The following is a 23623-nucleotide window of genomic DNA, read 5'->3' on the forward strand; positions in this document are numbered from 1 at the left end:
ACTACTCCGCCGCTTCGGCCTTCTTTTTCACGGAAGCCTTCTTCGCAGGGGCTTTCTTCGCCGCCGCCTTTTTGGGAGCCGCCTTCTTCTTGCCCTTCTTCGCCGGAGCCGCCGCCGCGCGCGCATCGATCAGTTGCGCGGCTTCCTCCAGCGTCAGAGCATCCTGCTCGATGGTCTTGGGCAACGTCGCATTGGTGGTGCCGTCGGTGACATAGGGGCCATAGCGCCCCGCCATCAGCTTGATCTCCGCCTCGGTGCGCGGATGCTTGCCCAGCACCTTGAGCGGCTCGCGCCCGCCCGCCGAACGCCCGCCGCGATTGGCGGCGTCGGCCAGCTTGGCGACGGCGCTGTTCATCCCCACCTCGAAAATCTCGGCGGTCGAGGACAGGCGGCCATATTTGCCGTCATGCAGCAGATAAGGCCCGAAGCGCCCGATATTCGCCACGATGGGCTTGCCCGTTTCCGGATGCAGCCCCACCTCGCGGGGAAGGCTCAAGAGCTTCACCGCCCAGTCCAGCGTCAGTTCGCCGTCCGGCAAGTCCTTGGGGATGGAACCGCGCTTCGCCTCCTTGCCCTCGCCCATTTCGATATAGGGGCCAAAGCGCCCGGATTTCCGCACGATGTCCTGTCCGGTCTCGGGATGCTGGCCCAGCACTTCCGGCCCCGTATCCTCGCCCTTGTCCCCGCCGGGCTGCCCGAATTTCCGCGTATATTTGCATTCCGGATAGTTGGAGCAGGCAATGAACGCCCCGAACCGCCCGCCGCGCAGCGACAATTGCCCGTCGCCGCACATCGGGCAGGCGCGCGGGTTCGACCCGTCCGCCCTGGGCGGGAACAGCATGGGTTCGAGGAACTTGTCCAGCGCCGCCGTGATGTCGGACGGCTTCTGCTCCATCACCTCGGCGGTCTTGGGCTTGAAGTCGCGCCAGAAGGCTTCCAGCACCGCCTGCCATTGGGCGCGGCCGCCGGAAATATCGTCCAGTTCCTCCTCCAGCCCCGCCGTGAAGTCGTAGGACACATAGCGTTCGAAGAAGCGTTCCAGGAACGCCGTCACCAGCCGCCCGCTTTCCTCGGCGAAGAAGCGGTTCTTCTCCACCCGCACATAGTCGCGGTCCTTGAGCACCTGAAGCGTCGAGGCATAGGTCGAAGGCCGCCCGATCCCCAGCTCCTCCAGCTTCTTGACAAGGCTCGCTTCGGAATAGCGCGGCGGCGGCTGGGTGAAATGCTGCTCCGCCGTCACCTTCTTCTTCGCCGGGGCATCGCCCGCCGCCATGCGCGGCAGCAACTTGCCGTCCTCGTCATCGCTGTCGTCGCGCCCTTCCTCATAGAGCGCGAGGAAGCCGGGGAAGATCACCACCTGTCCCGTGGCGCGCAGGGCGTGCTGGCCCGTGCCGTCCACCATATCGACGGTCGTGCGTTCCAGCCGCGCCGACGCCATCTGGCTCGCCAGCGCGCGCTTGAAGATCAGGTCGTAGAGCCGCGCATGATCGCCTGAACCCACCTTGTCCCGGCCGAACTCGGTCGGGCGGATGGCTTCATGCGCTTCCTGCGCATTCTTGGCCTTGGTCTGATACTGGCGCGGCTTCTCCGGCAGATAGCCGCCGTCATAGCGCTCCGCGATGGCCTTGCGCGCGGCGGAGATGGCGCTGCCGTCCATCTGCACGCCGTCCGTCCGCATATAGGTGATCGCGCCGTCCTCATAAAGCTGCTGCGCGATCCGCATCGTATGGCTGGCGGAGAAACCGAGCTTGCGCGCCGCCTCCTGCTGCAAGGTCGATGTGGTGAAGGGCGGCGGCGGATTGCGGGTGAGCGGCTTGGTCTCGACCTTATCGACCGTGAAGCGCCCGGCCTCCACGTCCGCCTTCGCGGCCATGGCGTCGCCTTCCTTGCCGATGGTCAGACGGTCGATCTTCTCGCCGCGCCAGCGCACCAGCCGCGCGGTGAAGCCCTGCCCGCCCTGCTCCATCTCGGCCGCGACGGACCAATATTCCTGTGCAACGAAGCTCTCGATCTCGCGCTCGCGATCCACCACCAGACGCAGCGCCACCGACTGCACGCGCCCAGCCGACTTCGCGCCGGGCAGCTTGCGCCACAGTACCGGCGACAGGGTGAAGCCCACCAGATAATCCAGTGCCCGCCGCGCCCGATAGGCGTCGATCAGATCCTCGTCCAGGGCGCGGGGGTGCGCCATCGCGTCCGTCACCGCCTGCTTGGTAATGGCGTTGAAGGTGACGCGGTCCACCTTCTGCGGCAACGCCTTCTTCGCGCGCAGCACTTCCTGCACATGCCAGCTGATCGCCTCACCCTCGCGGTCGGGGTCGGTGGCCAGGATCAGGCGGTCGGCCTTCTTCGCCTCGTCCGTGATGGCCTTGAGCTGCCTGCCCTTGTCGCCATAATTCTCCCACTGCATCGCAAAGCCCGCATCGGGGTCCACCGATCCGTCCTTGGCCGGCAGGTCGCGGATATGGCCATAGCTGGCGAGCACATGGAAATCGCCGCCCAGATATTTCTCGATGGTCTTCGCCTTGGCGGGCGATTCGACGATAACTAGCTGCATTCAAGCCCCGGTTCTGAAATGTCCTCACACGTACGCGCGAGTCTGGAAGGCGCCCATGGCAGGCGTCAAGCGGCGGAGTGATTAAGTGGGAAGTCCTTCAAAGGCCAGCAAGTCTTTCTTATCCCCTCAACGCAGGCTGACGCGGCTGCCCGCATGACGGTCCAGCCGCCCGGCCAGTTCCAGCTCCAGCAACACGGTCTGCACCAGCGAAGGCGCCAGCCCGCACAGCCGCATGACTTCATCCACCGGAGCGGGCGCCGGTCCCAAAAGGGCGATAATCGCGGCCCGTTCCTGCTCCGTGACATCGGTGCCGGCGGGCTCGGCCAGGAAATCCATGCGTCCCTGCCGCACCATCCGCGCGTCGAGCGAACCGATGGCTTCCATCACATCGCCGCCATTCTGGATCAGGATCGCGCCCTCGCGGATCAACTGGTTGCACCCCTGCGCGCGCGGATCGAGCGGCGATCCGGGCACGGCCATCACCTCCCGCCCTGCCTCTCCCGCCAGCCGCGCGGTGATGAGCGAACCGGATTTGGGCGCGGCTTCCACCACCACCGTGCCCGCCGCCAGTCCCGCGATGATGCGGTTGCGCGCCGGGAAATGGCGGGCGAGCGGCTGCGTGCCGGGCGGATGTTCGGTGACGAGCAGGCCGTCACGCGCCACCTGATCCTGAAGTTCGGCATTTTCTGGAGGAAAAACGACGTCGATGCCGCAGGCGATCACGCCTATGGTGCCGCTGGCGACCGATCCCTGATGCGCGGCGGTGTCGATGCCCCGCGCCAGCCCGGACACGACCACCGCGCCCGCCTGCCCCAGTTCCTGCGCCAATGTCCGGGCAAAGCGGCACGCCGCCGCCGAAGCGTTGCGTGCGCCGACGATGGCGACGCAGGACCGGGCGGCAAGCGCAACATCCCCTTTCACGATCAGCGCGGGCGGCGCGCCTTCCATCTGGTCCAGCAGGAAGGGATAATCCGCATCGCCCATCAGGAGGTAACGCGCGCCCAGGGAACGGCTTCGCGCGATCTCCGCCTCCACGGCCCGCGCATCGGCGACCTGCCCCTTGCCGCCGCCCCGCGCCGCCAGATCGGGGACGGCGCGCAGGGCTTCCCCCGCCGTCCCGAACCGCGCCATGAGCTGCCGGAAGCTGACCGGCCCGATCCGGGGCGAACGGATCAGGCGCAGCCGGTCGAGCCGTTCCTGTTCGCTCACCCCTTGGACGCTCCGATCTTCGGTTCCATCCCGTTCGCGAGCCGCGCGATATTGGCGCGATGCCGCCACAGCACGATCAGCGCCAGCGCCAGCGTCACCGGCAACAGGTCATAGCGCCCCAGCGCCGCCATCGCGACCGGCGCGCTCGCCGCCGCGCCCATGCCGCCGACCGACGACCAGCGCGTCCCGAACAGCGCCGCCAGCCACACCAGCGCGAACACGATGCCGGCGGGCCAGTAAAGCGCCGTCACCACGCCCATCATCGTCGCCACGCCTTTGCCCCCGGCAAAGCGCAGCCAGACCGGATAGCAATGCCCGATGAAGGCCATCGCCCCCGCCATGGCCCCGCCGCCGCTGACCAGCGATTCGCCGATCAGCACCGCCGCCGCGCCCTTGGCGAGGTCCAGCAGGAGCGTCGCCGCCGCCAGCCCCTTGCGCCCCGTCCGCAGCACGTTGGTCGCGCCGATATTGCCCGATCCGATCTGCCGCAGGTCGCCCGCGCCCATCGCCCTCGTCAACAGCAGGCCGAAGGGGATCGACCCCAGGACATAGCCGATCAGCAGGACGGCAGCGGGAAGAAGCCAGGGAATTGTCATGATCTCACCGAACAGGAGTTGCGGCGCGACCATAGCGTTCCCGCCGCATCCGGCAATGACGAAGCGCGCCTTCCCGCCACTTCCTCCCCGGTTGACAGCCGCGACCGGCGCGGCGAGATGTGGACATTCATGAAGATCGCACCCACCGCTCCCCTGCTTTTCTTCGATTCCGGCGTCGGCGGGCTGTCCATCCTCGGCCCGGCCCGGACTCTTCTTCCGACCGCGCCGGTCATCTACGCCGCCGACAGCGCGGGCTTCCCCTATGGGACGAAGAGCGAGGCGGAGATCGCCGCGCGCGTCCCTGCCCTGCTGGGGCGGCTGGTGGAACGCTACCGCCCGCGCCTGGCGGTGATCGCCTGCAACACGGCCTCCACCATCGCCCTGCCCGCCGTGCGCGCCGCGCTGGACATTCCCGTCGTCGGCACCGTCCCCGCGATCAAGCCCGCCGCGCTGCTCTCGAAAAGCCGGGTGTTCGGCGTGCTCGGCACCGATGCGACCGTCCGCCAGCCTTATGTCGACCGGCTGGCCGCCGAATTCGGCAGCGATTGCCTGGTGCTGCGCCACGGCAGCGCCGCGCTGGTGCAACTGGCCGAAACGAAATTGCGGGGCGGGCCGATCGACCCCGCGATCGCCCGCGATGCGCTGGCCGGATTGCTCGACCAGCCGGGCGGCGAGCGGATGGACGTGGTGGTGCTGGCCTGCACGCATTTCCCCCTGGTCGAAGCGGAACTGAGCGCCGCCGCGCCCCGCCCGCTGCGCTTCGTGCACGGCGGCGAAGGCATCGCCCGGCGCATCGCCTATCTGACGCAGGGACAGCCCTGGCCCGCCGCTCCCCCGCCCGGCGCGGCGGTGTTCACGCGGGTCGACGACGACGTGCGCGCCCTTCATGATGCGCTCGCCGGCTATGGCCTGGATCGGATCGATGCCCTCTAGGACAAACGGTCCGATTTCTCTGATCGGTATTTCCCCCTATATTTGCGAGCGGTTATCGCTGGTAATAGCGGGCCAGAGCAGGTAAATGCCCGCAACGAGAGGATGTGGGCCAAAGGGATAGGGCTTTTCGTGAACTACAAGCATATCTTCGCTCAGGCGATCGACCGGCTCCACGAAGAGGGCCGCTACCGGGTTTTCATCGACATCCTGCGCAACAAGGGTGCGTTCCCCAATGCGCGATGCTTCCACGGCCATAACGGCCCGAAGCCGATCACCGTCTGGTGCTCCAACGACTATCTCTCCATGGGCCAGCATCCCAAGGTCGTCGCCGCGATGGAAGAGGCGCTGCACGATGTCGGCGCGGGATCGGGCGGCACCCGCAATATCGGCGGCAACACCCATTATCATATCGACCTGGAAGGCGAACTGGCCGATCTGCACGGCAAGGAAGGCGCGCTGATCTTCACGTCCGGCTATGTGTCGAACGAAGCGACGCTCTCCACGCTGGCGAAGCTGCTGCCGGGCTGCATCATCTTCTCCGATGAGCTGAACCACGCGTCGATGATCGCGGGCATCCGCAATTCCGGCTGCGAAAAGCGCGTGTTCCGTCACAATGACGTGGAGCATCTGCGCGAATTGCTGGCGGCGGAAGATCCCGCCGTGCCCAAGCTGATCGCGTTCGAAAGCGTCTATTCGATGGACGGCGACATCGCGCCCATCGCGGAAATCTGCGATCTGGCCGATGAGTTCAACGCGCTCACCTATCTGGACGAAGTCCATGCGGTCGGCATGTACGGCGCGCGGGGCGGCGGCATTTCCGAACGGGACGACGTGGCCCACCGCCTCACCATCATCGAAGGAACGCTGGGCAAGGCGTTCGGCGTCATGGGCGGCTATATCGCCGCCGATCAGATGATCATCGACGTGATCCGCAGCTATGCGCCCGGCTTCATCTTCACCACCTCGCTCTCGCCCGTGCTGGTTTCGGGCGTGCTGGCGAGCGTGCGCCATCTCAAGCAGTCGAACGAGGAGCGCGAAGGGCAGCAGGCGGCCGCCGCGAAGCTCAAGCAGTTGATGCGCGACGCGGGCCTGCCGGTGATGCCGTCGGTCACGCATATCGTGCCGCTGATGGTCGGCGATCCTGTGAAGGCCAAGCGGATCAGCGACATCCTGCTCGCCGAATATGGCGCCTATGTGCAGCCCATCAACTATCCCACCGTACCGCGTGGGACCGAGCGCCTGCGCTTCACCCCCGGCCCGACGCATGACGAAGCCATGATGCGCGACCTGGTGGACGCGCTGGTCGAAATCTGGGACCGCCTGGAACTGGAATTCCGCAAGGCCGCCTGAGGGTTTAACAGGCGTCCGTCCGTTTGCGCGAAGTCGGGAAAGCTTCGTTCAGACCCGGATCAATCCTCCGCGCACCGCATAACCGCGATAGAGCGCGCGGCTGTGCGGGAAACCGCCCATCTCCCCCGCCAGCGCCCTGATCGCGCCCGGCAGGTCCGCGCGCGGCGACACGTGGAAACGTCCCAGCCACCCGAAAAGCCCGCGCCGCCAGAGCGCCGGCCATCCTTCCTGCTGCCCGAAATCGACGATCTCCAGCCGCCCGCCCGGCGCGACATGGCGCGCCGCATGGGCGAGCGCCCCCCGCCAGTCGGGGATCATCGACAACGCATAGCTGATGAACACCCGCTCGAACGTGGCGCGGCCGAACAACGCTTCCGCGTCGAAGGCGCAGGCGTCGCCCCGCGCCAGCGCGGCGCGCTCCGCCATGCCCGCCCGATGGATCGACGCTTGCGCCGTTTGCAGCATCGCCTCCGAAATATCGACGCCATACAGCCGCGTGTGGGGCCAGGCCTTTCCCACCGCGATCAGGTTGCGCCCCGTGCCGCAGCCGATTTCCAGCACCGCGCCGCCTTTGGGAGGGGCAAGATCGGCGATCAGGCCATCGCGCCCCAGCAGATAATATTTGCGGCTGAAATCGTAGATATGCCGCTGCCGCCGATAGACGCTGTCCATCAGCCGGTCATGCGAGCCGCTCACGCCTCTTCCCCCTTCAACCGATAGAGATGCACCCCGCCGTAAATGGCCGAACGGTCGCGGGCGGTATAACCTTGGGAGGCTTCGGCGCTGTAGGACCAGCGCGAAAGCACGGCCTGGCTGACGCGCCCCGGCAGGATGGTCGCCTCGCCCGCCGTGCGGAACAGGACGCGCGCGCCGGGCCGCGCCGTCCGCGTGATCTGCGCCCAGAGCGCGTTCAGCTGCGCGTCGCTCATCCAGTCCTGCGCATCCAGCAGCACGTAACGATCCGCCGAAGCCGCGGGCTGGCTGGCGAGGAAGTCGGTGAAATTGACATGCCGCACGTCGACCCGCCCGACGCGCTCCACCACCGCTTCATGGTTCGCGGCCTGGAGATAGGGGGGCAACGGCCCCTCCCCGCCCGCATAGCCGCGCCCGAACGCCTGCACCGCGAAATAATTGTCCTTGAGGTCGAAGTCGCAGGCCAGCTTTTCCAGCCGCGCCTTCAGCACCTCGTTCATCCGTTCCTCGCCCGCCAGCGCCTCGAACTGGGCGGGCGGGATGCCGAGGCCGAAGAGCGAGGCAGGCTGGCTCGTCAGCCAGCGGGTGAAGGCGCTGTCGAAAATGGGCGAAAGCTCCCGCTCGAATATCGCCCGCTGCTCGTCGCGCGATTGCGCTTCCAGCATCCGCCGGGGATCGACGCCATGCAGCCGCGCCAGCCAATGCGCCGCGCCGATGAACCGGCCCAGCAGCCCATGCCGGTATATGCCGCGCGAAAAGCCGCCGATCCGCCGCCGCCCGATAAGGTCGCGGCCTTCCCAATAGCGCCGCGTCGCCTCATCCAGATGCGGCGCGACGAACCGGCGATAGGCGGCGATGTTGTCCTTGCTGTCCGCGCGCGCGAAAAAGCGATGGAAGCTGGCATGATCCGGCAGGGCCTTCGCGGCCGTCAGCTTCAGCCGATTGAGCGCGATATGCGCGGTGTTGAGGTCCACCGCCGTGATCTTCGCCGGATTGGCCGTCAGGTAGCTGAGCACGTTGCAGCCGCCCGAAGCGATGGTGACGACATGGCTGTCCGGCGCGATCTCCAGCGCCTCCATGTCGACCTCCGGATCCTCCCAGATCTGCGCGTAGACGAGTCCGCGAAAGGCGAAGGTGAAGGCGCGCTCCAGGAATCCCTGCTTCGACAGATGGCGGTGCCTGTGCACGGCCTTCCTCACCCTTTGATGCGCCGATATGGTCATGAAAGCGCCCTTCCGTTCCAAGCGATGTCCAGCCGCGCCGTAGGACGGGGGCATGTCAGTGAAATGACGCGGGGATTGCGGTTCCATGAAAGGCCTTGCGGAACCGACAGGGCGCTTCCCATCTTCTGCCTGCATGTCCCATTGGATCGAGCCTCATCCGACCGGCATCCATGTGCGCCCCGCCAATGCATGGATCGATCCGTCCGTCCCGCGCGAGCGCGCCCTCGTCACCCATGGCCATGCCGATCATGCGCGCGGCGGGCACGGCCATGTCTGGGCGACGCGGGAGACGCTCTCCATCATGGCGCTGCGCTACGGCACGGCGTCGGGCACGGCCGTCGGCTATGGCGAGCCGTTCCGCATGGGCGGCGTCTCCATCCGCTACGTCCCCGCCGGGCATGTGCTGGGATCGGCGCAGATCGTCCTCGAACATGCCGGCGAGCGGGTGGTCGTGACCGGCGATTACAAGCGCCGCCCCGACCCCACCTGCCTCCCCTTCGAGCCGGTGCCCTGCGACATCTTCGTGACGGAAGCGACCTTCGGCCTCCCCGTCTTCCGCCACCCCGACACGGAAAGCGAAGTGGACCGCCTGCTCGCCACGCTCCACGCCAATCCGGAGCGATGCGTGCTGGTCGGCGCCTATGCGCTGGGCAAGGCGCAGCGGCTGATCTGCGAACTCCGGGCCCGGGGCCATCACGAGCCCGTCTATATCCACGGCGCGCTCGAACGCATGTGCGACCTCTATCGCTCCTTCGGCGTGGAGATGGGGGAACTGCGCCCCGCCACCGGCCTTCCCGCCAAGGCCATGCAGGGCGCCATCGTCGTCGCCCCGCCCTCCGCGCTCAACGACCGCTGGAGCCGCCGCCTGCCCGATCCCATCACCGCCATGGCGTCCGGCTGGATGCGCGTGCGCCAGCGCGCCCGCCAGCGCAATGTCGAACTGCCCCTCGTCATATCCGACCATGCCGACTGGGACGAACTGACCGGCACCATCCGCGAAGTCGCCCCCACCGAGACCTGGATCACCCATGGCCGGGAGGAAGCGCTGGCCCATTGGTGCATGACCCACCAGATGCGCGCCCGCGCCCTCGCCCTGGTCGGGCGCGAGGACGAGGACGAAGGATGAGGCCATTCTCCCAACTGCTCGACGGCCTCGTCTACACCCGTTCCCGCAACGGCAAGCTGGCCCTGATCGCCGATTATATGCGCCGCGCCCCCGATCCCGACCGGGGCTGGGCGCTGGCCGCGCTCACCGGCCAGCTCGACCTCAAGACCGTCAAGGCCTCCGCCATCGGCGACATGATCCGCGCCCGCGTCGACCCCGTCCTGTTCGAAATGAGCCGCGACTATGTAGGCGACCTCGCCGAAACCGCTGCGCTCCTCTGGCCCAAGGCGGAGGATCAGCCCGCCGAGACGGACGACGGCTCCCTCACCCTCTCCATGGTCGTCGGCCGGCTCCACGGCATCGGCCGCGCGGAAGCGCCCGCCGCGCTCGCCGCCATGATGGATCACCTCGACGCGTCCGGCCGCTTCGCCCTGCTGAAGCTCGCGACCGGCGGCCTGCGCGTCGGCATCTCCGCCCGGCTGGCGAAAACGGGCTTCGCCATGGCCTTCGATCTCGACGTGGACGATGTGGAGCAACTCTGGCACGCCTTGCATCCGCCCTATGCGCCTCTCTTCGCCTGGGCGGAGGGCCATGCCGATCGTCCCGATCCCGGTCGGACGCCCTTCTTCCGTCCCTTCATGCTGGCCCATCCGCTCGAAGCCGAGAGCGTCGACCTCGACGACTATGCGGCGGAATGGAAATGGGACGGCATCCGCATCCAGATCGTCGGCACCGGCGAGGAAACGCGCCTCTACAGCCGCGCGGGCGACGACATCAGCGCCAGCTTCCCCGACATCGCCCGCGCCTTCACCGGCCATGCGGTGCTGGACGGCGAATTGCTGGTGAAAGGCGAGTTTCAGGGGGGGCAGGCGGCCAGCTTCAACGCCCTGCAACAGCGCCTCGGCCGCAAGGCGGTATCGGCGAAGATGATGAACGACTTCCCCGCCTTCGTCCGCCTCTACGACATCTTGCTGGAGGGCGAGGCGGATTTGCGCCCCCTCCCGTGGACCGCCCGCCGCGAAAGGCTGGAAAGCTGCATCGCCAGCCTCGATCCCGAACGCTTCGACCTCTCCGCCCTCATCGAAGCCCCGGATTTCGAAACCCTCTCCGACATCCGCGCAGGCGCCCGCGACGCCGCCATCGAAGGCGTCATGCTCAAGCGCCGCGACAGCCCCTATGTCGCCGGGCGCAAGGCGACGCTCTGGTATAAATGGAAACGCGATCCGCTGACCGCCGATTGCGTGATGATGTATGCCCAGCGCGGCCATGGCAAACGCTCATCCTATTATTCGGACTACACCTTCGGCTGCTGGACGCAGGACGGCGAACTGCTGCCGGTGGGAAAAGCCTATTCCGGCTTCACCGACGAGGAACTGAAATGGCTGGACCGCTTCGTGCGGACCAACACCGTGAATCGCTTCGGCCCGGTGCGGGAAGTGGAAAAGTCGCTGGTGCTGGAAGTCGCCTTCGACAGCATCCACGACAGCAGGCGCCACAAATCCGGCCTCGCCATGCGCTTCCCCCGCATCGCCCGGATCAGGCGGGATAAGCCTGCGAGCGAGGCGGATACGATAGAGGGGTTGAAACGGCTTATCCAATAAGGCAAAAGCAGGAACATTAGGAGAACATGTCATGGCCTATGAAGGAAGCTGCCATTGCGGCGCGGTGACGTTCCAGGTCGCCGCCGACGCCCCCAGCGAAGCGATGAGCTGCAACTGCTCCCATTGCCGCCGCAAGGGATTTCTCCTCACCTTCGTGCCCGAAGACCAGTTCACGCTCGACAGCGGCGCGGACCGTCTCACCGACTATCAATTCTACCAGCACAAGATCACCCATCGCTTCTGCGCCACCTGCGGCGCGCAGCCCTTCGCCGAAGGAAAAGGACCGGATGGATCGGCCATGCGCGCCGTCAACCTGCGCTGCGTGCCGGACATCGACCTCGACGCGCTCACGATCAACAAAGTCGACGGCGCGAGTTTCTGACCCGCTCTCCCTTCGTGAGAATGTTGTTCCGCATGTCTGACTTTGCGCTGTAACGCGCAGCCCCTATATGGGCGCTTTCGCGCGTCGGCGCGGCTTGAGATATGGAGCAGTGGAATTGAGCAAGGTTCTGGTCATCGGCGCGGGCGGCGTCGGGTCTGTCGCGGTTCACAAGATGGCGATGAACCCGGATATTTTCAGCCACATCACGCTCGCCAGCCGCCGCATCGTGTCTTGCGAGAAGGTCGCCGAATCGGTGAAGGCGCGCACCGGCGTCGCCATCGACGTGGCGCAGGTCGACGCCGATAATGTCGACGAAACCATCGCCCTCATCGAAAAGGTCCAGCCGAAACTGGTCGTGAACCTCGCTCTGCCCTATCAGGATCTGGCGATCATGGACGCCTGCCTCGCGACCAAGGTGGATTATCTCGACACCGCCAATTACGAGCCGCGCGACACCGCGAAATTCGAATATAGCTGGCAATGGGCCTATCACGAACGCTTCAAGGAAGCGGGTATCATGGCGCTGCTGGGTTCAGGCTTCGACCCCGGCGTCACCAGCGTCTTCGCCAGCTACATCAAGAAGCATCTGCTCGACCGGATCGACACGCTCGACATTCTCGACTGCAATGGCGGCGACCATGGCCAGCATTTCGCCACCAACTTCAACCCGGAAATCAACATCCGCGAAGTCACCGCGCCCTCCCGCCATTGGGAAGGCGGCAAATGGGTCGAAGGCCCCGCGCTCAAGCACAAGCAGCTGTTCGACTTCGACCAGGTGGGTGAGAAGAACATGTACCTCATGTATCATGAGGAACTGGAATCGCTCGCCAGATTCTACCCGGAAATCAAGCGCATCCGTTTCTGGATGACTTTCGGCGACGCCTATCTCAAGCATCTGGAAGTCCTCCAGAATGTCGGCATGACCCGCATCGACCCGGTGATCTACAACGGGCAGGAAATCATCCCGCTCCAGTTCCTGAAGGCCGTGCTGCCCGAACCCTCCAGCCTCGGCTCGACGACCAAGGGCAAGACCAACATCGGCGACATCGCCACCGGTGAGAAGGACGGGAAGGCGAAGACCGTCTACGTCTACAATGTCTGCGACCATGAGGACGCCTATGCCGAAACCGGCAATCAGGCAGTCAGCTACACCACCGGCGTCCCCGCGATGATCGGCGCGGCGATGATGCTGACGGGCGCATGGCGCGGCGCCGATGGAGAGGGGGGCGTGTTCAACATCGAACAGTTCGATCCCGATCCCTTCATGGACATGCTGAACAAACACGGCCTGCCCTGGCAGGTGAAGGAACTGGACGCGCCGCTGGACTTTTAAGGGCGACTTTCCTTTCCCTCTCCGTTCGGGCCGAGCCTGTCGAAGCCCTGCACTTTTCTTATGGAAAATCGCGTTTCACAGGCTCGACGCGAACGGAACTGGACCCATGGAAACCAAAGCCGGCGATCCCGGAGCCTTCGCGCATTTCGACCTCAGCCGCGTCCCCTCGCCCGCTTTCGTGGTGGATGAGGCCGCGATTCGCCGGAACCTCGCCATCCTCGCCGATATTCGCGACCGGGCGGGGATCAGGATGCTGGGCGCGCTCAAGGCCTTTTCCATGTGGTCGCTGGGCGGCGTGGTCGCCGAATATCTGGATGGCGTCTGCGCGTCCGGCCTCTATGAAGCGCGCCTCGGCCGCGAGGAATATGGCGGCCCCGATGGCGGCAAGGAAGTCGCGACCTATTGCGCCGCCTACAAGCCGGACGATCTGGCAGAAATCCTGAAAATATCCGACCATGTCATCTTCAACAGCCCCGGCCAGATCGCCCGCATGAAGCCAGTGATCGACGCCGCCCGCGCGGACGGGCAACGCTTCGACATAGGGCTTCGCATCAACCCCCTCCATGCGGAAGGCGAAGTGCCCAAATATGATCCCTCGCAACCGCACAGCCGCCTGGGCTTCCCCATCGACCAGCTGCGCACGGACCATCTGGAAGGCGTGGACGGCCTTCACGTCCACAATCTGTGCGAACAGGATTTCCTGCCGCTCGAACGCACATGGGCCGCGATAGAATCACGGATAAGAACGCACACCAAATCATTGAAATGGCTTAACTTCGGTGGCGGACACCACATTACCCGCGCCGATTACCAGCGCGATTCCCTTGTGGCATTCCTTCATGGAATCAAGGCGGAAACCGGCCTCGAACTCTATCTCGAACCGGGCGAGGCCATGGCCCTCGACGCGGGCATATTGGCCGGCGAGATCCTCGACGTCATCGACAACGGCATGCCCGTCGCGATCACCGACATCTCCGCGACCTGCCACATGCCCGACGTGATCGAAGCCCCCTACCGCCCCGCCATGCTCGATGAGGAGACGGACGGCCCCGCCACCCGGCTGGGCGGCCCCTCCTGCCTCGCGGGCGACATCATCGGCGACTATCGAGTCCCCGGCGGCGCGACTCCGGGACGCCGCATCGCCTTCCTCGACCAGGCGCATTATTCGATGGTGAAGACCAACACATTCAACGGCGTGCCGCTCCCCGCCATCTGGCTGTGGAACTCGGAAACCGACGAACTCAAGGAAATCCGCCGCTTTTCTTATGAGGATTTCAGGAACCGTCTGTCCTGAAGCACGGTTCACGGCCCCGCGCGCAACAAAATTCATGCTAGCGCTTTACAGGGGGGACCCCTCGGCATATATCGCCCTTCCGCTGCCCCATGGGACTTCCACCGCAAGGCAGCTTGAATGCCACGAACCACTGGAGGTCCCTTGAATTGCACAAGCACCATAGCGCGCTGGGGGTAGCGACCACCCTCAAACCGGCAGCACCGGTAACGCTTATTCGTCCCCAGGCAGCAGCCCGGGCCGCCCGCTTCTTCGCCGAGAAGTTTCCGGGCCGCTCGCTCTATGCCGTCAAGGCGAATCCGTCCCCGGACCTGATCCGCACCCTGTTCGACGGCGGGATCACGCATTTCGACGTGGCCTCCATCGCGGAAGTGCGCCTGGTCGCGGAAACGCTGGGGAACCAGGCGAAGCTGTGCTTCATGCACCCGGTCAAGGCCGAGGAAGCGATCGCCGAAGCCTATCGCGTGCATGGCGTGCGCACCTTCTCGCTCGACACGATGGACGAGCTGGAAAAGATCATGCGCGCCACCGGCAATGCCGCCGATCTGGAGCTGTGCGTGCGCCTGCGCGTGTCGTCGGAACATTCCGAACTCAGCCTCGCGTCCAAATTCGGCGCGGAGCTTTCGGAAACGCGTGAATTGCTGATGGCCACCCGCCAGGCGGCGGACGCCCTGGGCATCTGCTTCCATGTCGGCAGCCAGGCGATGAGCCCGCAGGCCTATAGCGACGCCATCGAACGCGTCCGCGCGGCCATCGTCGACGCGGCGGTCACGGTCGACATCATCGATGTCGGCGGCGGCTTCCCCTCGGTCTATCCGGGCATGGAGCCGCCCGCGCTGGAAGCCTATTTCGACGCGATCCATCGCGGTTTCGAAAGCCTGCCGATCAGCTATTCCGCCGAACTGTGGTGCGAGCCGGGCCGCGCCCTGTCCGCCGAATATAGTTCCGTCATCGTGCGCGTGGAGCGCCGCCGGGGCACCGAACTCTACATCAACGACGGAGCCTATGGCGCCTTGTTCGATGCGGCGCATGTCGGCTGGCGCTTCCCCGTGGACCTGCTGCGGGACGAGGAAAGCGGCGCCCAGATGACGGGCTTCTCCTTCTACGGCCCCACCTGCGACGACATGGATCATATGGTCGGCCCCTTCCTGCTTCCCGACGATGTGCAGGCGGGCGACTATATCGAGATCGGGATGCTCGGCGCCTATGGCGCGGCGATGCGGACCGGCTTCAACGGCTTCACGTCCGAAACGGTCGTCGAGGTCGAGGACGAGCCCATGGCGACCCTCTACGCCGATCGCGTTCCCCCGCGCCGTCGCGCAACTGTCATCAAGATCGGCTAGGAAGAAGCCGCTCCCCGTTCGGATTCCCTCGCCACTCCGGTGGCGGGGGACATTTCACGGCCGGCGGAAAATGCCTGCCAGTTCCACATGGGTCGACCAGCGGAACTGCCCCACGGGCTTCACGCTTTCCAGCACATAGCCTCCCGCGACCAGATGCGCGGCATCGCGCGCGAAACTGGCGGGATTGCATGAAACATAGGCCACCGTCGCGACCTTCGAGGCGGCGATCTGCAACACCTGCTCCCGGGCGCCCGCACGCGGCGGATCGATGACGACGGCCGCGAAGCGATCCAGTTCGGGCGGCGTCAGGGGACGGCGGAACAGGTCGCGGTGGTCGGCCGCCAGTTTCCTGCCGCTTCGCCCCGCCGCGGCCTTGAGCGACAGGATCAGGTCCCGGGCGGCTTCCGCTGCGTAAACCGGGCGACCTTCCCCCATGCCCAAGGCGAAGGTGCCGAGGCCGCAGAAAAGATCGGCCACGGCTCCTTGCGGCGGCAGAGCGGACCGAACCGCCTCCACCAGCGCGGCTTCACCGTCCGGCGTCGCCTGAAGAAAGGCAAAGGGCGGGAACCCGACCGCGACGCCGCCAAAGCGGACCGTCACCGGCTCCGGCTCCCAGCGCGTTTCCGGACCGTCGCCCTCATCGATGGTCAACCGGGCCAGCCCCTGCGCGGCGGCGAAATCCCGCAGGGCCTCCTCCGCTGCCAAGCCCTTGACCGTGAGGCCCTCCAGCAACAGGTCGATGCCCTGATCCGCGATCGACATGCGGACATGGCCGCCCTGCCGGTCAGGGAGGAGCGATGCCAACAGATCCCGCAGCGGGTCCAGCAACCCGGACAGGCGCGGGTCCAGCACCTCGCACATCGTCAGGTCGATCAGGCGATGACTGCCCCCCTCGGCGAAACCGATCGCGACCTTCCTGCCGTGACGCAGAGCGCGCAGCGAGGCCCTGCGGCGAGTCCGGGGCGGCGAAATATGGGGAGGAAGGACATGGCGCGCGGCCATCCCCTGCCCCGCCAGCGCCCCCGCGACTCGTCCCGTCACGAAATCCGCATAGCTTTCGTCGTCTATATGCTGGAGTTCGCACCCGCCGCAGACCGGGAAGTGCAGGCAGGGCGGATCGACATGATGCGGACCGAAGCGGATGCCGCCGTCCGCCTCCATCCGATCCCCCGGCGCGGCGAGCGGCGCATGGCGTCCATCAGCGGTCACGCCATCGCCCTTCGCGGCGATGCGGACGATAAGGTCATTGTCGCAGGTCACAGGCGGCGGGCAATAGCGCCGGGAAGCCGTTCGATCAAATCATCCGCGATGAAGGCCGCGCCAGCCCGCCGCGCGGCCTCCCCATGCAGCCAGACAGCCTCGCAGGCCGCCCGCAATGCGTCCCGCGTGACCGCCAGCCTGCCCGCGACGAGGCCCGCCAGCACATCCCCCGTTCCCGCCGTGGAAAGCCAGGACGAGGCGTGGCTTGCGATCCTCGCACGTCCATCCGGCGCGGCGATGACGGTATCCGCGCCCTTATAGACCACGATGCATCGCGACCGGCGCGCCGCTTCCAGGGCGCGGTCGATCTTGCTGCCGGAGCGATCGCCGAACAAGCGGGTGAACTCCGCTTCATGGGGCGTCAGGATCGCGCCGGCGGGCAGAGGGCCGGCGCCCCCTTCCGACAGGATATTGAGCGCGTCCGCATCCAGGACCAAGGGATGGCCGCTCTGGAGAACGATGTTCAGGCGCTCGCGGGCCCGGTCGTCCCGGCCTAGCCCCGGCCCGGCCAGGACCGCCGCCAGCCGCCTGTCGTCCAGCGCCCGTTCCACCTCTGCCGCCGTTTGCGCGCCGATGGTGACGATGGCATCCGGTCCACCCGTCTCCATGGCGGCGGCCATCCTGCGCACCATCCCCGCGCCGGACCGGGCAGCGGCATGGCTGGCGAGCAGGCTTGCTCCCGCCATCTCTCCACCCACGACCGCCACGAGGCCGCGGCTATATTTATGCTCATCCCCGGCGGGCGGATGAAGCGATGGGGGCGCGAGGCGGCCCACATCGGACGGGGCCGCGACGCCGATCTCCGCGCATTGCAAACGTTCCATCCTGCCCGCCGCCGGATAGAGCAGATGCGCAGGCTTCCATGCGCCCAACGCAATGCCCACGCCAAAGCGCGGAACGGGCGAGAGCAATGCGCCGCTATCGGTTTCCACGCCGCTCGGCAGGTCTATGGCATAGCTGTGGCTCGCAAGGTCCACGAGCCTGCCCAATTCCGTGGCGGCCTGCGGGTCCAGCCCGCGCGTCAGCCCCGTGCCGAACAGCGCATCCACCAGTTGCCCGGCGGGCTGCGCATCTTGCAAGGGTTCCACCGGGCCTGCCCATGCGGCGCGGGCCCGAAGGCTGGAGGCCGTGCGGCTCTCTCCCAGCGCGGCAACCCGGACCGGCACGCCCTTCGCCCGCAAGATCCGCGCGATGACGAAGCCGTCCCCGCCATTATTGCCGGGTCCGCACAGGACCAGCACGTCGCGCGATCCCCCCGCCCGCCAGACGATCTCGGCAGCGGCAGCGCCTGCCCGCTCCATCAGATCATATTCGGGAACGCCCGACGCGATCACCGCCTGCTCGGCCGCGCGCATCCGCGCCGCCGTCAGGACGGGATCGCCGATGGTCAGCGGGCTGATCCCGCTATGGTGGCGGGAAGGCGATAACGATTGTCGCCGACGGTCAATTCGATCTGGCGATCTCCGGCAATGTCGACCTGCGCCTGCTCGGAACCGTCGGCCGGCACAAGGCCGCGACCGTCCTTCACGATGGTGAAACGCCGGAAACCGCCATCGGCATGGCGCAGCATCAGCGTATCGCCCTGCCGTTCCGCCACGCAATCCCGCGCCCAGCCGGCTTTCGCGCCGATGGCGCATTCGATCCTGTCGCCGTCACCGGCGGCGGCCGGACCGCCCTCCGACGCCGGCTTGCCGCAGGCCGAAAGGGCGAGGCACAGCAGCCCCGCCCCGATCCATCCATCAAATATCCGCATAGACATGGGTTTCAGCCTTCGCTCCGGGATGCGTCACCGCCCCCTTGTAGGCCGGACCGACATTCTGTGCATAGCGCCACAATGCGCCGGACTGATAATCATTCCGGCGCGGCTGCCAATTCCTGCGGCGTTCGGCCAGAACCGCCTCGTCCACCTGAAGATCAATGGTGCCCGCTTCCGCGTCGATGGCGATGATGTCGCCATTTTCGACCAGCGCGATCGGCCCACCTTCGGCGGCTTCCGGACCGACATGGCCGATGCAGAAACCGCGCGTGCCGCCCGAGAAGCGGCCGTCGGTGATGAGCGCCACCTTCTCGCCCAGACCCTGCCCGTAAAGTGCGGCGGTCGTCGCCAGCATCTCGCGCATGCCGGGGCCGCCCTTGGGCCCTTCATAGCGGATGACGACGACGGCGCCTTCCTTGATCCGGTTGGCCTCGACGGCGGCGAAGGCATCCTCTTCCCGCTCGAACACGATGGCGGGCCCGCTGAATTGCAGGCGATGCATCCCCGCGACCTTCACGATCGCGCCGTCGGGAGCGAGCGACCCTTTGAGGCCGACCACGCCGCCGGTGGGCGTGATCGGTGTCTTCGCGTCAAAAATGACCTTCTGGTCGGGGTTCCACGTCACCTCGTCGATATTCTCGGCCAGCGTCTTGCCGGTGACGGTCATGCAATCGCCATGCAGGAAGCCCTCGCGATGAAGCGTCTTCATCAGCATGTAGATGCCGCCCGCGTCGTGCATGTCCCTGGCGACGTAGCGCCCGCCGGGCTTCAGGTCCGCGATATAGGGCGTCGTCCTGAAGATTTCGGCCACGTCGAACAGATCGAAGTCGATGCCGCATTCGCTCGCCATGGCGGGCAGGTGCAGCGCGCCGTTGGTCGAACCGCCCGTCGCCGCCACGATGCGCGCCGCATTCTCGAACGCTTCCCGCGTGCAGATGTCGCGCGGACGGATATTCTTCGCCAGCAGCTCCATGATCTGCCGCCCCGCCGCCACCGCGATTTCTTCACGCGACTTATAAGGAGCAGGAGCCATATTGCTGTTAGGCAAGGACAAACCGATCGCTTCGCCCACGCAAGCCATGGTGTTGGCGGTATATTGCCCGCCGCATGCCCCATGACCGGGGCAAGCCGCCTTCTCGATGGCCGTGACTTCGGACAGCGGGCAGTTGCCGGCGGCATAACGCCCCACCACCTCGAACACGTCGATGACGGTCAGGTCGCGCTCCTGATAGCGGCCCGGCAGGATCGAGCCGCCATAAACGAAGATCGACGGCACGTTCAGCCGCAGCATCGCCATCATCATGCCCGGCAGCGATTTGTCGCATCCCGCGAAGGTGACGAGCGCGTCATAGCAGTGGCCGCGCACCGAAAGCTCCACCGAATCCGCGATCACCTCGCGGCTCACCAGCGAGCTTTTCATGCCCTGATGGCCCATGGCGATGCCGTCGGTCACGGTGATGGTGTTGAACCGGCGCGGCATCCCCCCCGCTTCGTTCACGCCCCGGCGGCACCAGTCGGCCTGCATGTCGAGCGTGGTGTTGCAGGGCGCGGAGTCGTTGCCCGCCGACGCGATGCCCACGAAGGGCCGGGCGATCTCTTCTTCCGTCAGGCCCATCGCATAATAATAGCTGCGCTGGGGCGCGCGTTCCGGACCGACCGAGACGTAACGGCTCGGCAGTTTCGACTTGTCGAACGTATGAGACATAAAACCTACCCTTCTTGCGCGGGCCTCTTTCCAAAAAAGATCGATTCACGCAAGTCTATTGCGGCAATCGAGCGTAATTTGTGCCAATATTTCCGCAAAGCGCCTCTGCCCCGCTTCTTTCCGAACCAGATCCTGCCGCATCTCGACGCCCAGATAGGGGATGCCGTTGGCTTCGGCATGGCGGTTCATCGTCGCGTTGAGCAGCTTGCCCGAATAGGGTTGCTGGTCCCCGACCCTGAGGCCCGCCGCCTCCAGCCGGGGAATGGCGATCCGCGCGGCGCGATCATCCTCATTATAGAGTATGCCGATGTCCCACGGACGATGCTGATCCGGATCGCTGGCAAGGCGCGGGGTGAAACTGTGCACGGACAGGATGAAAGGTGACGTCATGCCGTCGAGCAAGCGGCCGACCTGATGGTGATAGGGATGGTGGAAACGAAGCATCCGCGCGGCAAGGTCGGCCTGACGATTGCCGGGAATGGCATGGCCGTCGCTCATCACCGGAAGCAGGCCGGGCGCATCCTCCTCCCGGTTGAGGTCGATCACCAGGCGCGACACTCCGCCCAGGATAGCGGTGCAGCCCAGTTGCCGCGCGATCGATGCGCTGACCTCGGCCACGCCGATGTCGATGGCGATATGGTCGCGCAGCAGGGTCGGATCGATGCCCAGGTCGATGTCCCGCGGGACAAGAGCGGAGGCGTGGTCCGCGATGATGAGAATGTCGAGATCGCCGCCGTCGATCTGCGTAAAGGCTTCGTTCATGCCGTTCTGATCCGCGTTTCCATGATCCACCAGCCGGGGTGGTCGATTCTCAGGCCGCTGGCGGCAGCCTGCCTCTGTTCCCCTGTATCGAACAGGGCGAAGCATGTCGCGCCCGATCCGGACATGCGCGACAGGCGCCGCCCGTCCCACCGTGACAGGGCATCGAGCACATCGCAGATGGCGGGCGCGACGGCCATGGCGGCCGCTTCCAGATCGTTGCGTCCCTCCTCGCAAAGCCGCGCCAGATCGTCCGCTCCGAGGGGGCCGCGGTCAACACCATCCCATCCGGCGAAGACGCGCCCGGTCGAAAGCGCGACGCCGGGATTGACCAGAAGCAGCGGCAGTCCCGCCAATCCCGGCACTTCCCGATCCTCCAGCTTTTCGCCGCGTCCGCGCACCAGCCGCGTCCTGCTGTCGAGGCAGGCGGGGACATCCGACCCGATGGCGAGGGCCATGTCCTCCAGCGCGGACGGCGCCACCTTCGCGTCCCAAAGCCGGACCAGCAACCGCAGCGCCGCCGCCGCGTCCGCCGATCCGCCGCCGATGCCGGACGCCAGAGGCAGTTTCTTCGCGAGATGCAGCGCCGCGCCCCTGCTCTCCCCCAGACGGGCTTGCAGGGCCTTTGCGGCCTTCATGACCAGATTGCCCTCGCCCGGATCGAGCGAGGCTGCGAAAGGGCCGCTGACCTGGAGGGTTATGCGGCCATCGTCCGTCACATGCCCGTCAAGCCGGTCGCCGTCCTCGGCAAAAGCGAAAAGGCTTTCCAGATCATGATAGCCATCGTCGCGCCGCGCGCGGACATGCAGCGCGAGGTTGATCTTTGCATAAGCGATTTCCGAGTCTTGCGCGGCGATATTCACAGATTGCCCGAAACCCTGTTCATGGAGCGACATATTCCGGTTTCATGCCCTCTCTCATCTTCGCGGCGAGACGATCGGCCACCGCGCCGTCCGCGAGGGTCGCCGCCGCTTTCCACGCATAGCGCGCTTCGTAACGCCGGCCCGCGGCCCAGAGCGCATCGCCCAGATGCTCGTTGACGGTGGGATCGCCCGGCGCGCCCACCACCGCCTTTTCCAGCACCGGCACCGCCGCCTCGACATTGCCGGTGACGAACTGGGCCCAGCCCAGGGAATCGGTGATCGATGGATCGTCCGGTTTCAGGGCGCTGGCCTTTTTCAGCAATTCCAGCGCCTGATCCACATTCTGCCGCCGCTCGATCTGCGCATAGCCGAGATAGTTGAGGATGATGGGCTCGTTCGGGGCGATTCGGAGAGCGTCTTCCAGAACGGCGCGGGCTTCTTCCCAGCGCCCGCCCTTTTCCAGCGCATTGCCTTCGAACAGGAGGAGCGCCCAGGGAACGGCGTCGGCGGGATAGCGGCCGCGCGCGGAGCGAAAGGCGGCGGCCGCGCCATCGAAATCCCGCCCGTCGGTCAATAACCGGCCCAACTGGATGAAGCGTTCGGGTTCCGCATGGGGAACCGCCGCAAGCGACCGGGCAAGCGCGATGGCGGCGTCATCCTGCCCCGCTTCGTCCAGCGCGTCGACGAGTTCGGCCTTCGCCAATCGGGCCTGATAGCTGCCGTCGGGCACCTTGCGCGCCTCCGCAACGGCCAGTTCGGGCCTTTCATTTTCCGTCAGCAGCCGCGCCGCCACGATCCGGCTGTCGGGTCCCGGATCGGCAAAGGTCGCAATGCGCGCCAGCCGCACCGCCACGATCCCTCCGCCCTCCATCGCATCGGCATCCAGCGCCAGCCGCGCAAGCAGCCGCCCGAATCCCTGCGCCGGCGTCAGCGGGGCGCCCTCCCGGCGCACAGCCCTGTTCCTTCCGCGCGCCATATCGCTGCGCGCGGCGGCGAAATCCGCGCGATCTTCCGGCAGGAGGGAAAGAGCCTGCGCTTGTTCTCCCCATCGCGCGAGTTGCGCGGCGAAAGTCAGACGCATCCGGTCCTGATCGTTCAGACGAGCGGCCAGGCTGGCGCGGATGGCGGGTTCCGCCCCCGCCACATCGCCACGCGCCAAGGCCTGAAGCGCGACCTGTTCATCCAGATAGCGCCGCGCCAGTGCTGCCGATTGATCTTTGGCCACGATCAGAGGAGGCGCATATTTCCCTTCCCCCAGCGAAATCCAGCTACGGACCAGCGGCGTCAAGAAGGCGAAATTGCCTTCATCCGTCATCCGGTCGGTCCAGACCTGCGCAGCCGCCCAATCCTTTCGGTTGAGGGCGTCCGCGACCTGGAGCAGCGTGGCGTCACGCGGCGCCAGCCCCGCCCCGTCGAGCAGCCGGGCGGACCGGAGAGCAAGCGCGAAATCGCCGCTTTCAAGCGCCCGCAGATAGGATCGGCGGGCAACGGCGGCACTGGACGGATCGCCGTCCAGGGCCAGCCGGTAATTCGCCACCGCCAGCGGGGAAGCGCCATCCCCGTCCGCCATGCGCGCGCGCGCATAGGCATGAAGCACGCCGTCCGCCGCCACCGATGCCTCGGCGGCGGCCGGCAGCGCCAGCAGGCCCAGGATGGCGATGCGC

Annotated in this window: 20 protein-coding genes; 8 read left to right on the forward strand and 12 right to left on the reverse strand. The window is 66.4% G+C overall.

Going from position 1 to position 23623, the window contains the following annotated elements:
• Window position 1: 1 nt before the first annotated feature.
• The 3 genes from topA to plsY all read right to left on the reverse strand — a co-directional run bounded on the left by topA (window position 2) and on the right by plsY (window position 4362).
• Window positions 2–2557, reverse strand: a complete 2556-nt coding sequence (gene topA / locus SCLO_RS05295) for a type I DNA topoisomerase (RefSeq protein WP_096362093.1) — start codon at window positions 2555–2557, stop codon at window positions 2–4.
• 126 nt (window positions 2558–2683) lie between these two features.
• Entirely contained in the window at window positions 2684–3766 is a 1083-nt protein-coding gene (gene dprA / locus SCLO_RS05300) for a DNA-processing protein DprA (protein ID WP_066517525.1), read from the reverse strand.
• Entirely contained in the window at window positions 3763–4362 is a 600-nt protein-coding gene (gene plsY, locus SCLO_RS05305) for a glycerol-3-phosphate 1-O-acyltransferase PlsY (RefSeq protein ID WP_066517523.1), read from the reverse strand. Before plsY ends, dprA begins: the two co-directional genes overlap by 4 nt.
• Window positions 4363–4491: 129 nt before the next feature.
• Here plsY and murI point away from each other — a divergent pair, with 129 nt between their 5' ends.
• Window positions 4492–5295 carry a glutamate racemase gene (gene murI, locus SCLO_RS05310; RefSeq protein ID WP_066517556.1) on the forward strand — a complete coding sequence of 268 codons (804 nt, stop codon included), beginning with the start codon at window positions 4492–4494 and terminating at the stop codon, window positions 5293–5295.
• Window positions 5296–5424: 129 nt separating this feature from the next.
• On the forward strand, window positions 5425–6645 hold the full coding sequence (gene hemA / locus SCLO_RS05315; RefSeq protein WP_066517554.1) for a 5-aminolevulinate synthase: 1221 nt from the start codon (window positions 5425–5427) through the stop codon (window positions 6643–6645).
• 48 nt (window positions 6646–6693) lie between these two features.
• Here hemA and SCLO_RS05320 read toward each other — a convergent pair whose 3' ends face one another.
• Window positions 6694–7317: a class I SAM-dependent methyltransferase gene (locus SCLO_RS05320; RefSeq protein WP_174521961.1), complete on the reverse strand. Its 624-nt coding sequence runs from the start codon at window positions 7315–7317 to the stop codon at window positions 6694–6696.
• A gap of 20 nt (window positions 7318–7337) precedes the next feature.
• On the reverse strand, window positions 7338–8561 hold the full coding sequence (locus SCLO_RS05325; protein ID WP_066517552.1) for a DUF3419 family protein: 1224 nt from the start codon (window positions 8559–8561) through the stop codon (window positions 7338–7340).
• 133 nt (window positions 8562–8694) lie between these two features.
• Here SCLO_RS05325 and SCLO_RS05330 point away from each other — a divergent pair, with 133 nt between their 5' ends.
• The 6 genes from SCLO_RS05330 (at window position 8695) to SCLO_RS05355 (ending at window position 15616) form a co-directional block, all read left to right on the forward strand.
• Entirely contained in the window at window positions 8695–9687 is a 993-nt protein-coding gene (locus tag SCLO_RS05330) for a ligase-associated DNA damage response exonuclease (RefSeq protein ID WP_066517521.1), read from the forward strand.
• Window positions 9684–11267: a cisplatin damage response ATP-dependent DNA ligase gene (locus tag SCLO_RS05335; RefSeq protein WP_066517520.1), complete on the forward strand. Its 1584-nt coding sequence runs from the start codon at window positions 9684–9686 to the stop codon at window positions 11265–11267. The genes SCLO_RS05330 and SCLO_RS05335 overlap by 4 nt, the downstream gene beginning before the upstream one ends.
• A 31-nt stretch (window positions 11268–11298) precedes the next feature.
• Complete coding sequence (locus SCLO_RS05340) at window positions 11299–11649, forward strand: GFA family protein (RefSeq protein WP_066517519.1); 351 nt, start codon at window positions 11299–11301, stop codon at window positions 11647–11649.
• 115 nt (window positions 11650–11764) lie between these two features.
• Window positions 11765–12982, forward strand: coding sequence for a saccharopine dehydrogenase family protein (locus SCLO_RS05345; protein ID WP_066517517.1), 1218 nt, complete (start codon window positions 11765–11767; stop codon window positions 12980–12982).
• A 106-nt stretch (window positions 12983–13088) separates the two neighbouring features.
• Complete coding sequence (locus SCLO_RS05350; RefSeq protein WP_066517516.1) at window positions 13089–14276, forward strand: carboxynorspermidine decarboxylase; 1188 nt, start codon at window positions 13089–13091, stop codon at window positions 14274–14276.
• 146 nt (window positions 14277–14422) lie between these two features.
• Window positions 14423–15616 carry a type III PLP-dependent enzyme gene (locus SCLO_RS05355; protein WP_066517515.1) on the forward strand — a complete coding sequence of 398 codons (1194 nt, stop codon included), beginning with the start codon at window positions 14423–14425 and terminating at the stop codon, window positions 15614–15616.
• Between the two features lie 54 nt (window positions 15617–15670).
• Here SCLO_RS05355 and SCLO_RS05360 read toward each other — a convergent pair whose 3' ends face one another.
• Genes SCLO_RS05360 through SCLO_RS05390 form a run of 7 tightly spaced genes read right to left on the reverse strand, consistent with a single transcriptional unit; the run spans window position 15671 to window position 23604 of the window.
• On the reverse strand, window positions 15671–16876 hold the full coding sequence (locus SCLO_RS05360; RefSeq protein WP_066517514.1) for a class I SAM-dependent RNA methyltransferase: 1206 nt from the start codon (window positions 16874–16876) through the stop codon (window positions 15671–15673).
• Entirely contained in the window at window positions 16873–18231 is a 1359-nt protein-coding gene (locus tag SCLO_RS05365; RefSeq protein ID WP_066517513.1) for a bifunctional ADP-dependent NAD(P)H-hydrate dehydratase/NAD(P)H-hydrate epimerase, read from the reverse strand. Before SCLO_RS05365 ends, SCLO_RS05360 begins: the two co-directional genes overlap by 4 nt.
• Before the next feature lie 32 nt (window positions 18232–18263).
• Window positions 18264–18635: a hypothetical protein gene (locus SCLO_RS05370; protein WP_066517511.1), complete on the reverse strand. Its 372-nt coding sequence runs from the start codon at window positions 18633–18635 to the stop codon at window positions 18264–18266.
• Window positions 18616–20337 (reverse strand): dihydroxy-acid dehydratase, encoded by a 1722-nt coding sequence (gene ilvD, locus SCLO_RS05375; protein WP_066517509.1) that lies wholly within the window; start codon window positions 20335–20337, stop codon window positions 18616–18618. Before ilvD ends, SCLO_RS05370 begins: the two co-directional genes overlap by 20 nt.
• Window positions 20338–20382: 45 nt before the next feature.
• Window positions 20383–21099 carry an N-formylglutamate amidohydrolase gene (locus SCLO_RS05380; protein WP_066517508.1) on the reverse strand — a complete coding sequence of 239 codons (717 nt, stop codon included), beginning with the start codon at window positions 21097–21099 and terminating at the stop codon, window positions 20383–20385.
• Window positions 21096–21992, reverse strand: a complete 897-nt coding sequence (locus SCLO_RS05385; RefSeq protein WP_083949084.1) for a 4-(cytidine 5'-diphospho)-2-C-methyl-D-erythritol kinase — start codon at window positions 21990–21992, stop codon at window positions 21096–21098. Before SCLO_RS05385 ends, SCLO_RS05380 begins: the two co-directional genes overlap by 4 nt.
• Window positions 21979–23604, reverse strand: a complete 1626-nt coding sequence (locus SCLO_RS05390; RefSeq protein ID WP_066517545.1) for a tetratricopeptide repeat protein — start codon at window positions 23602–23604, stop codon at window positions 21979–21981. Before SCLO_RS05390 ends, SCLO_RS05385 begins: the two co-directional genes overlap by 14 nt.
• Window positions 23605–23623: the final 19 nt, after the last annotated feature.

Origin of the sequence: Sphingobium cloacae (genome assembly GCF_002355855.1) — a bacterium.
GTDB lineage: Bacteria > Pseudomonadota > Alphaproteobacteria > Sphingomonadales > Sphingomonadaceae > Sphingobium > Sphingobium cloacae.

Bases quoted from the DNA above. Each gene is read 5' to 3' on its own strand.
- SCLO_RS05325 (WP_066517552.1), bottom strand. From the start codon at position 8,561: ATGACCATATCGGCGCATCAAAGGGTGAGGAAGGCCGTGCACAGGCAC.
- SCLO_RS05320 (WP_174521961.1), bottom strand. From the start codon at position 7,317: ATGGACAGCGTCTATCGGCGGCAGCGGCATATCTACGATTTCAGCCGC.
- SCLO_RS05385 (WP_083949084.1), bottom strand. From the start codon at position 21,992: ATGTCGCTCCATGAACAGGGTTTCGGGCAATCTGTGAATATCGCCGCG.
- topA (WP_096362093.1), bottom strand. From the start codon at position 2,557: ATGCAGCTAGTTATCGTCGAATCGCCCGCCAAGGCGAAGACCATCGAG.
- SCLO_RS05330 (WP_066517521.1), top strand. From the start codon at position 8,695: ATGTCCCATTGGATCGAGCCTCATCCGACCGGCATCCATGTGCGCCCC.
- SCLO_RS05350 (WP_066517516.1), top strand. From the start codon at position 13,089: ATGGAAACCAAAGCCGGCGATCCCGGAGCCTTCGCGCATTTCGACCTC.
- plsY (WP_066517523.1), bottom strand. From the start codon at position 4,362: ATGACAATTCCCTGGCTTCTTCCCGCTGCCGTCCTGCTGATCGGCTAT.
- SCLO_RS05370 (WP_066517511.1), bottom strand. From the start codon at position 18,635: ATGTCTATGCGGATATTTGATGGATGGATCGGGGCGGGGCTGCTGTGC.
- SCLO_RS05335 (WP_066517520.1), top strand. From the start codon at position 9,684: ATGAGGCCATTCTCCCAACTGCTCGACGGCCTCGTCTACACCCGTTCC.
- SCLO_RS05380 (WP_066517508.1), bottom strand. From the start codon at position 21,099: ATGAACGAAGCCTTTACGCAGATCGACGGCGGCGATCTCGACATTCTC.
- ilvD (WP_066517509.1), bottom strand. From the start codon at position 20,337: ATGTCTCATACGTTCGACAAGTCGAAACTGCCGAGCCGTTACGTCTCG.
- SCLO_RS05340 (WP_066517519.1), top strand. From the start codon at position 11,299: ATGGCCTATGAAGGAAGCTGCCATTGCGGCGCGGTGACGTTCCAGGTC.
- SCLO_RS05365 (WP_066517513.1), bottom strand. From the start codon at position 18,231: ATGCGCGCGGCCGAGCAGGCGGTGATCGCGTCGGGCGTTCCCGAATAT.
- murI (WP_066517556.1), top strand. From the start codon at position 4,492: ATGAAGATCGCACCCACCGCTCCCCTGCTTTTCTTCGATTCCGGCGTC.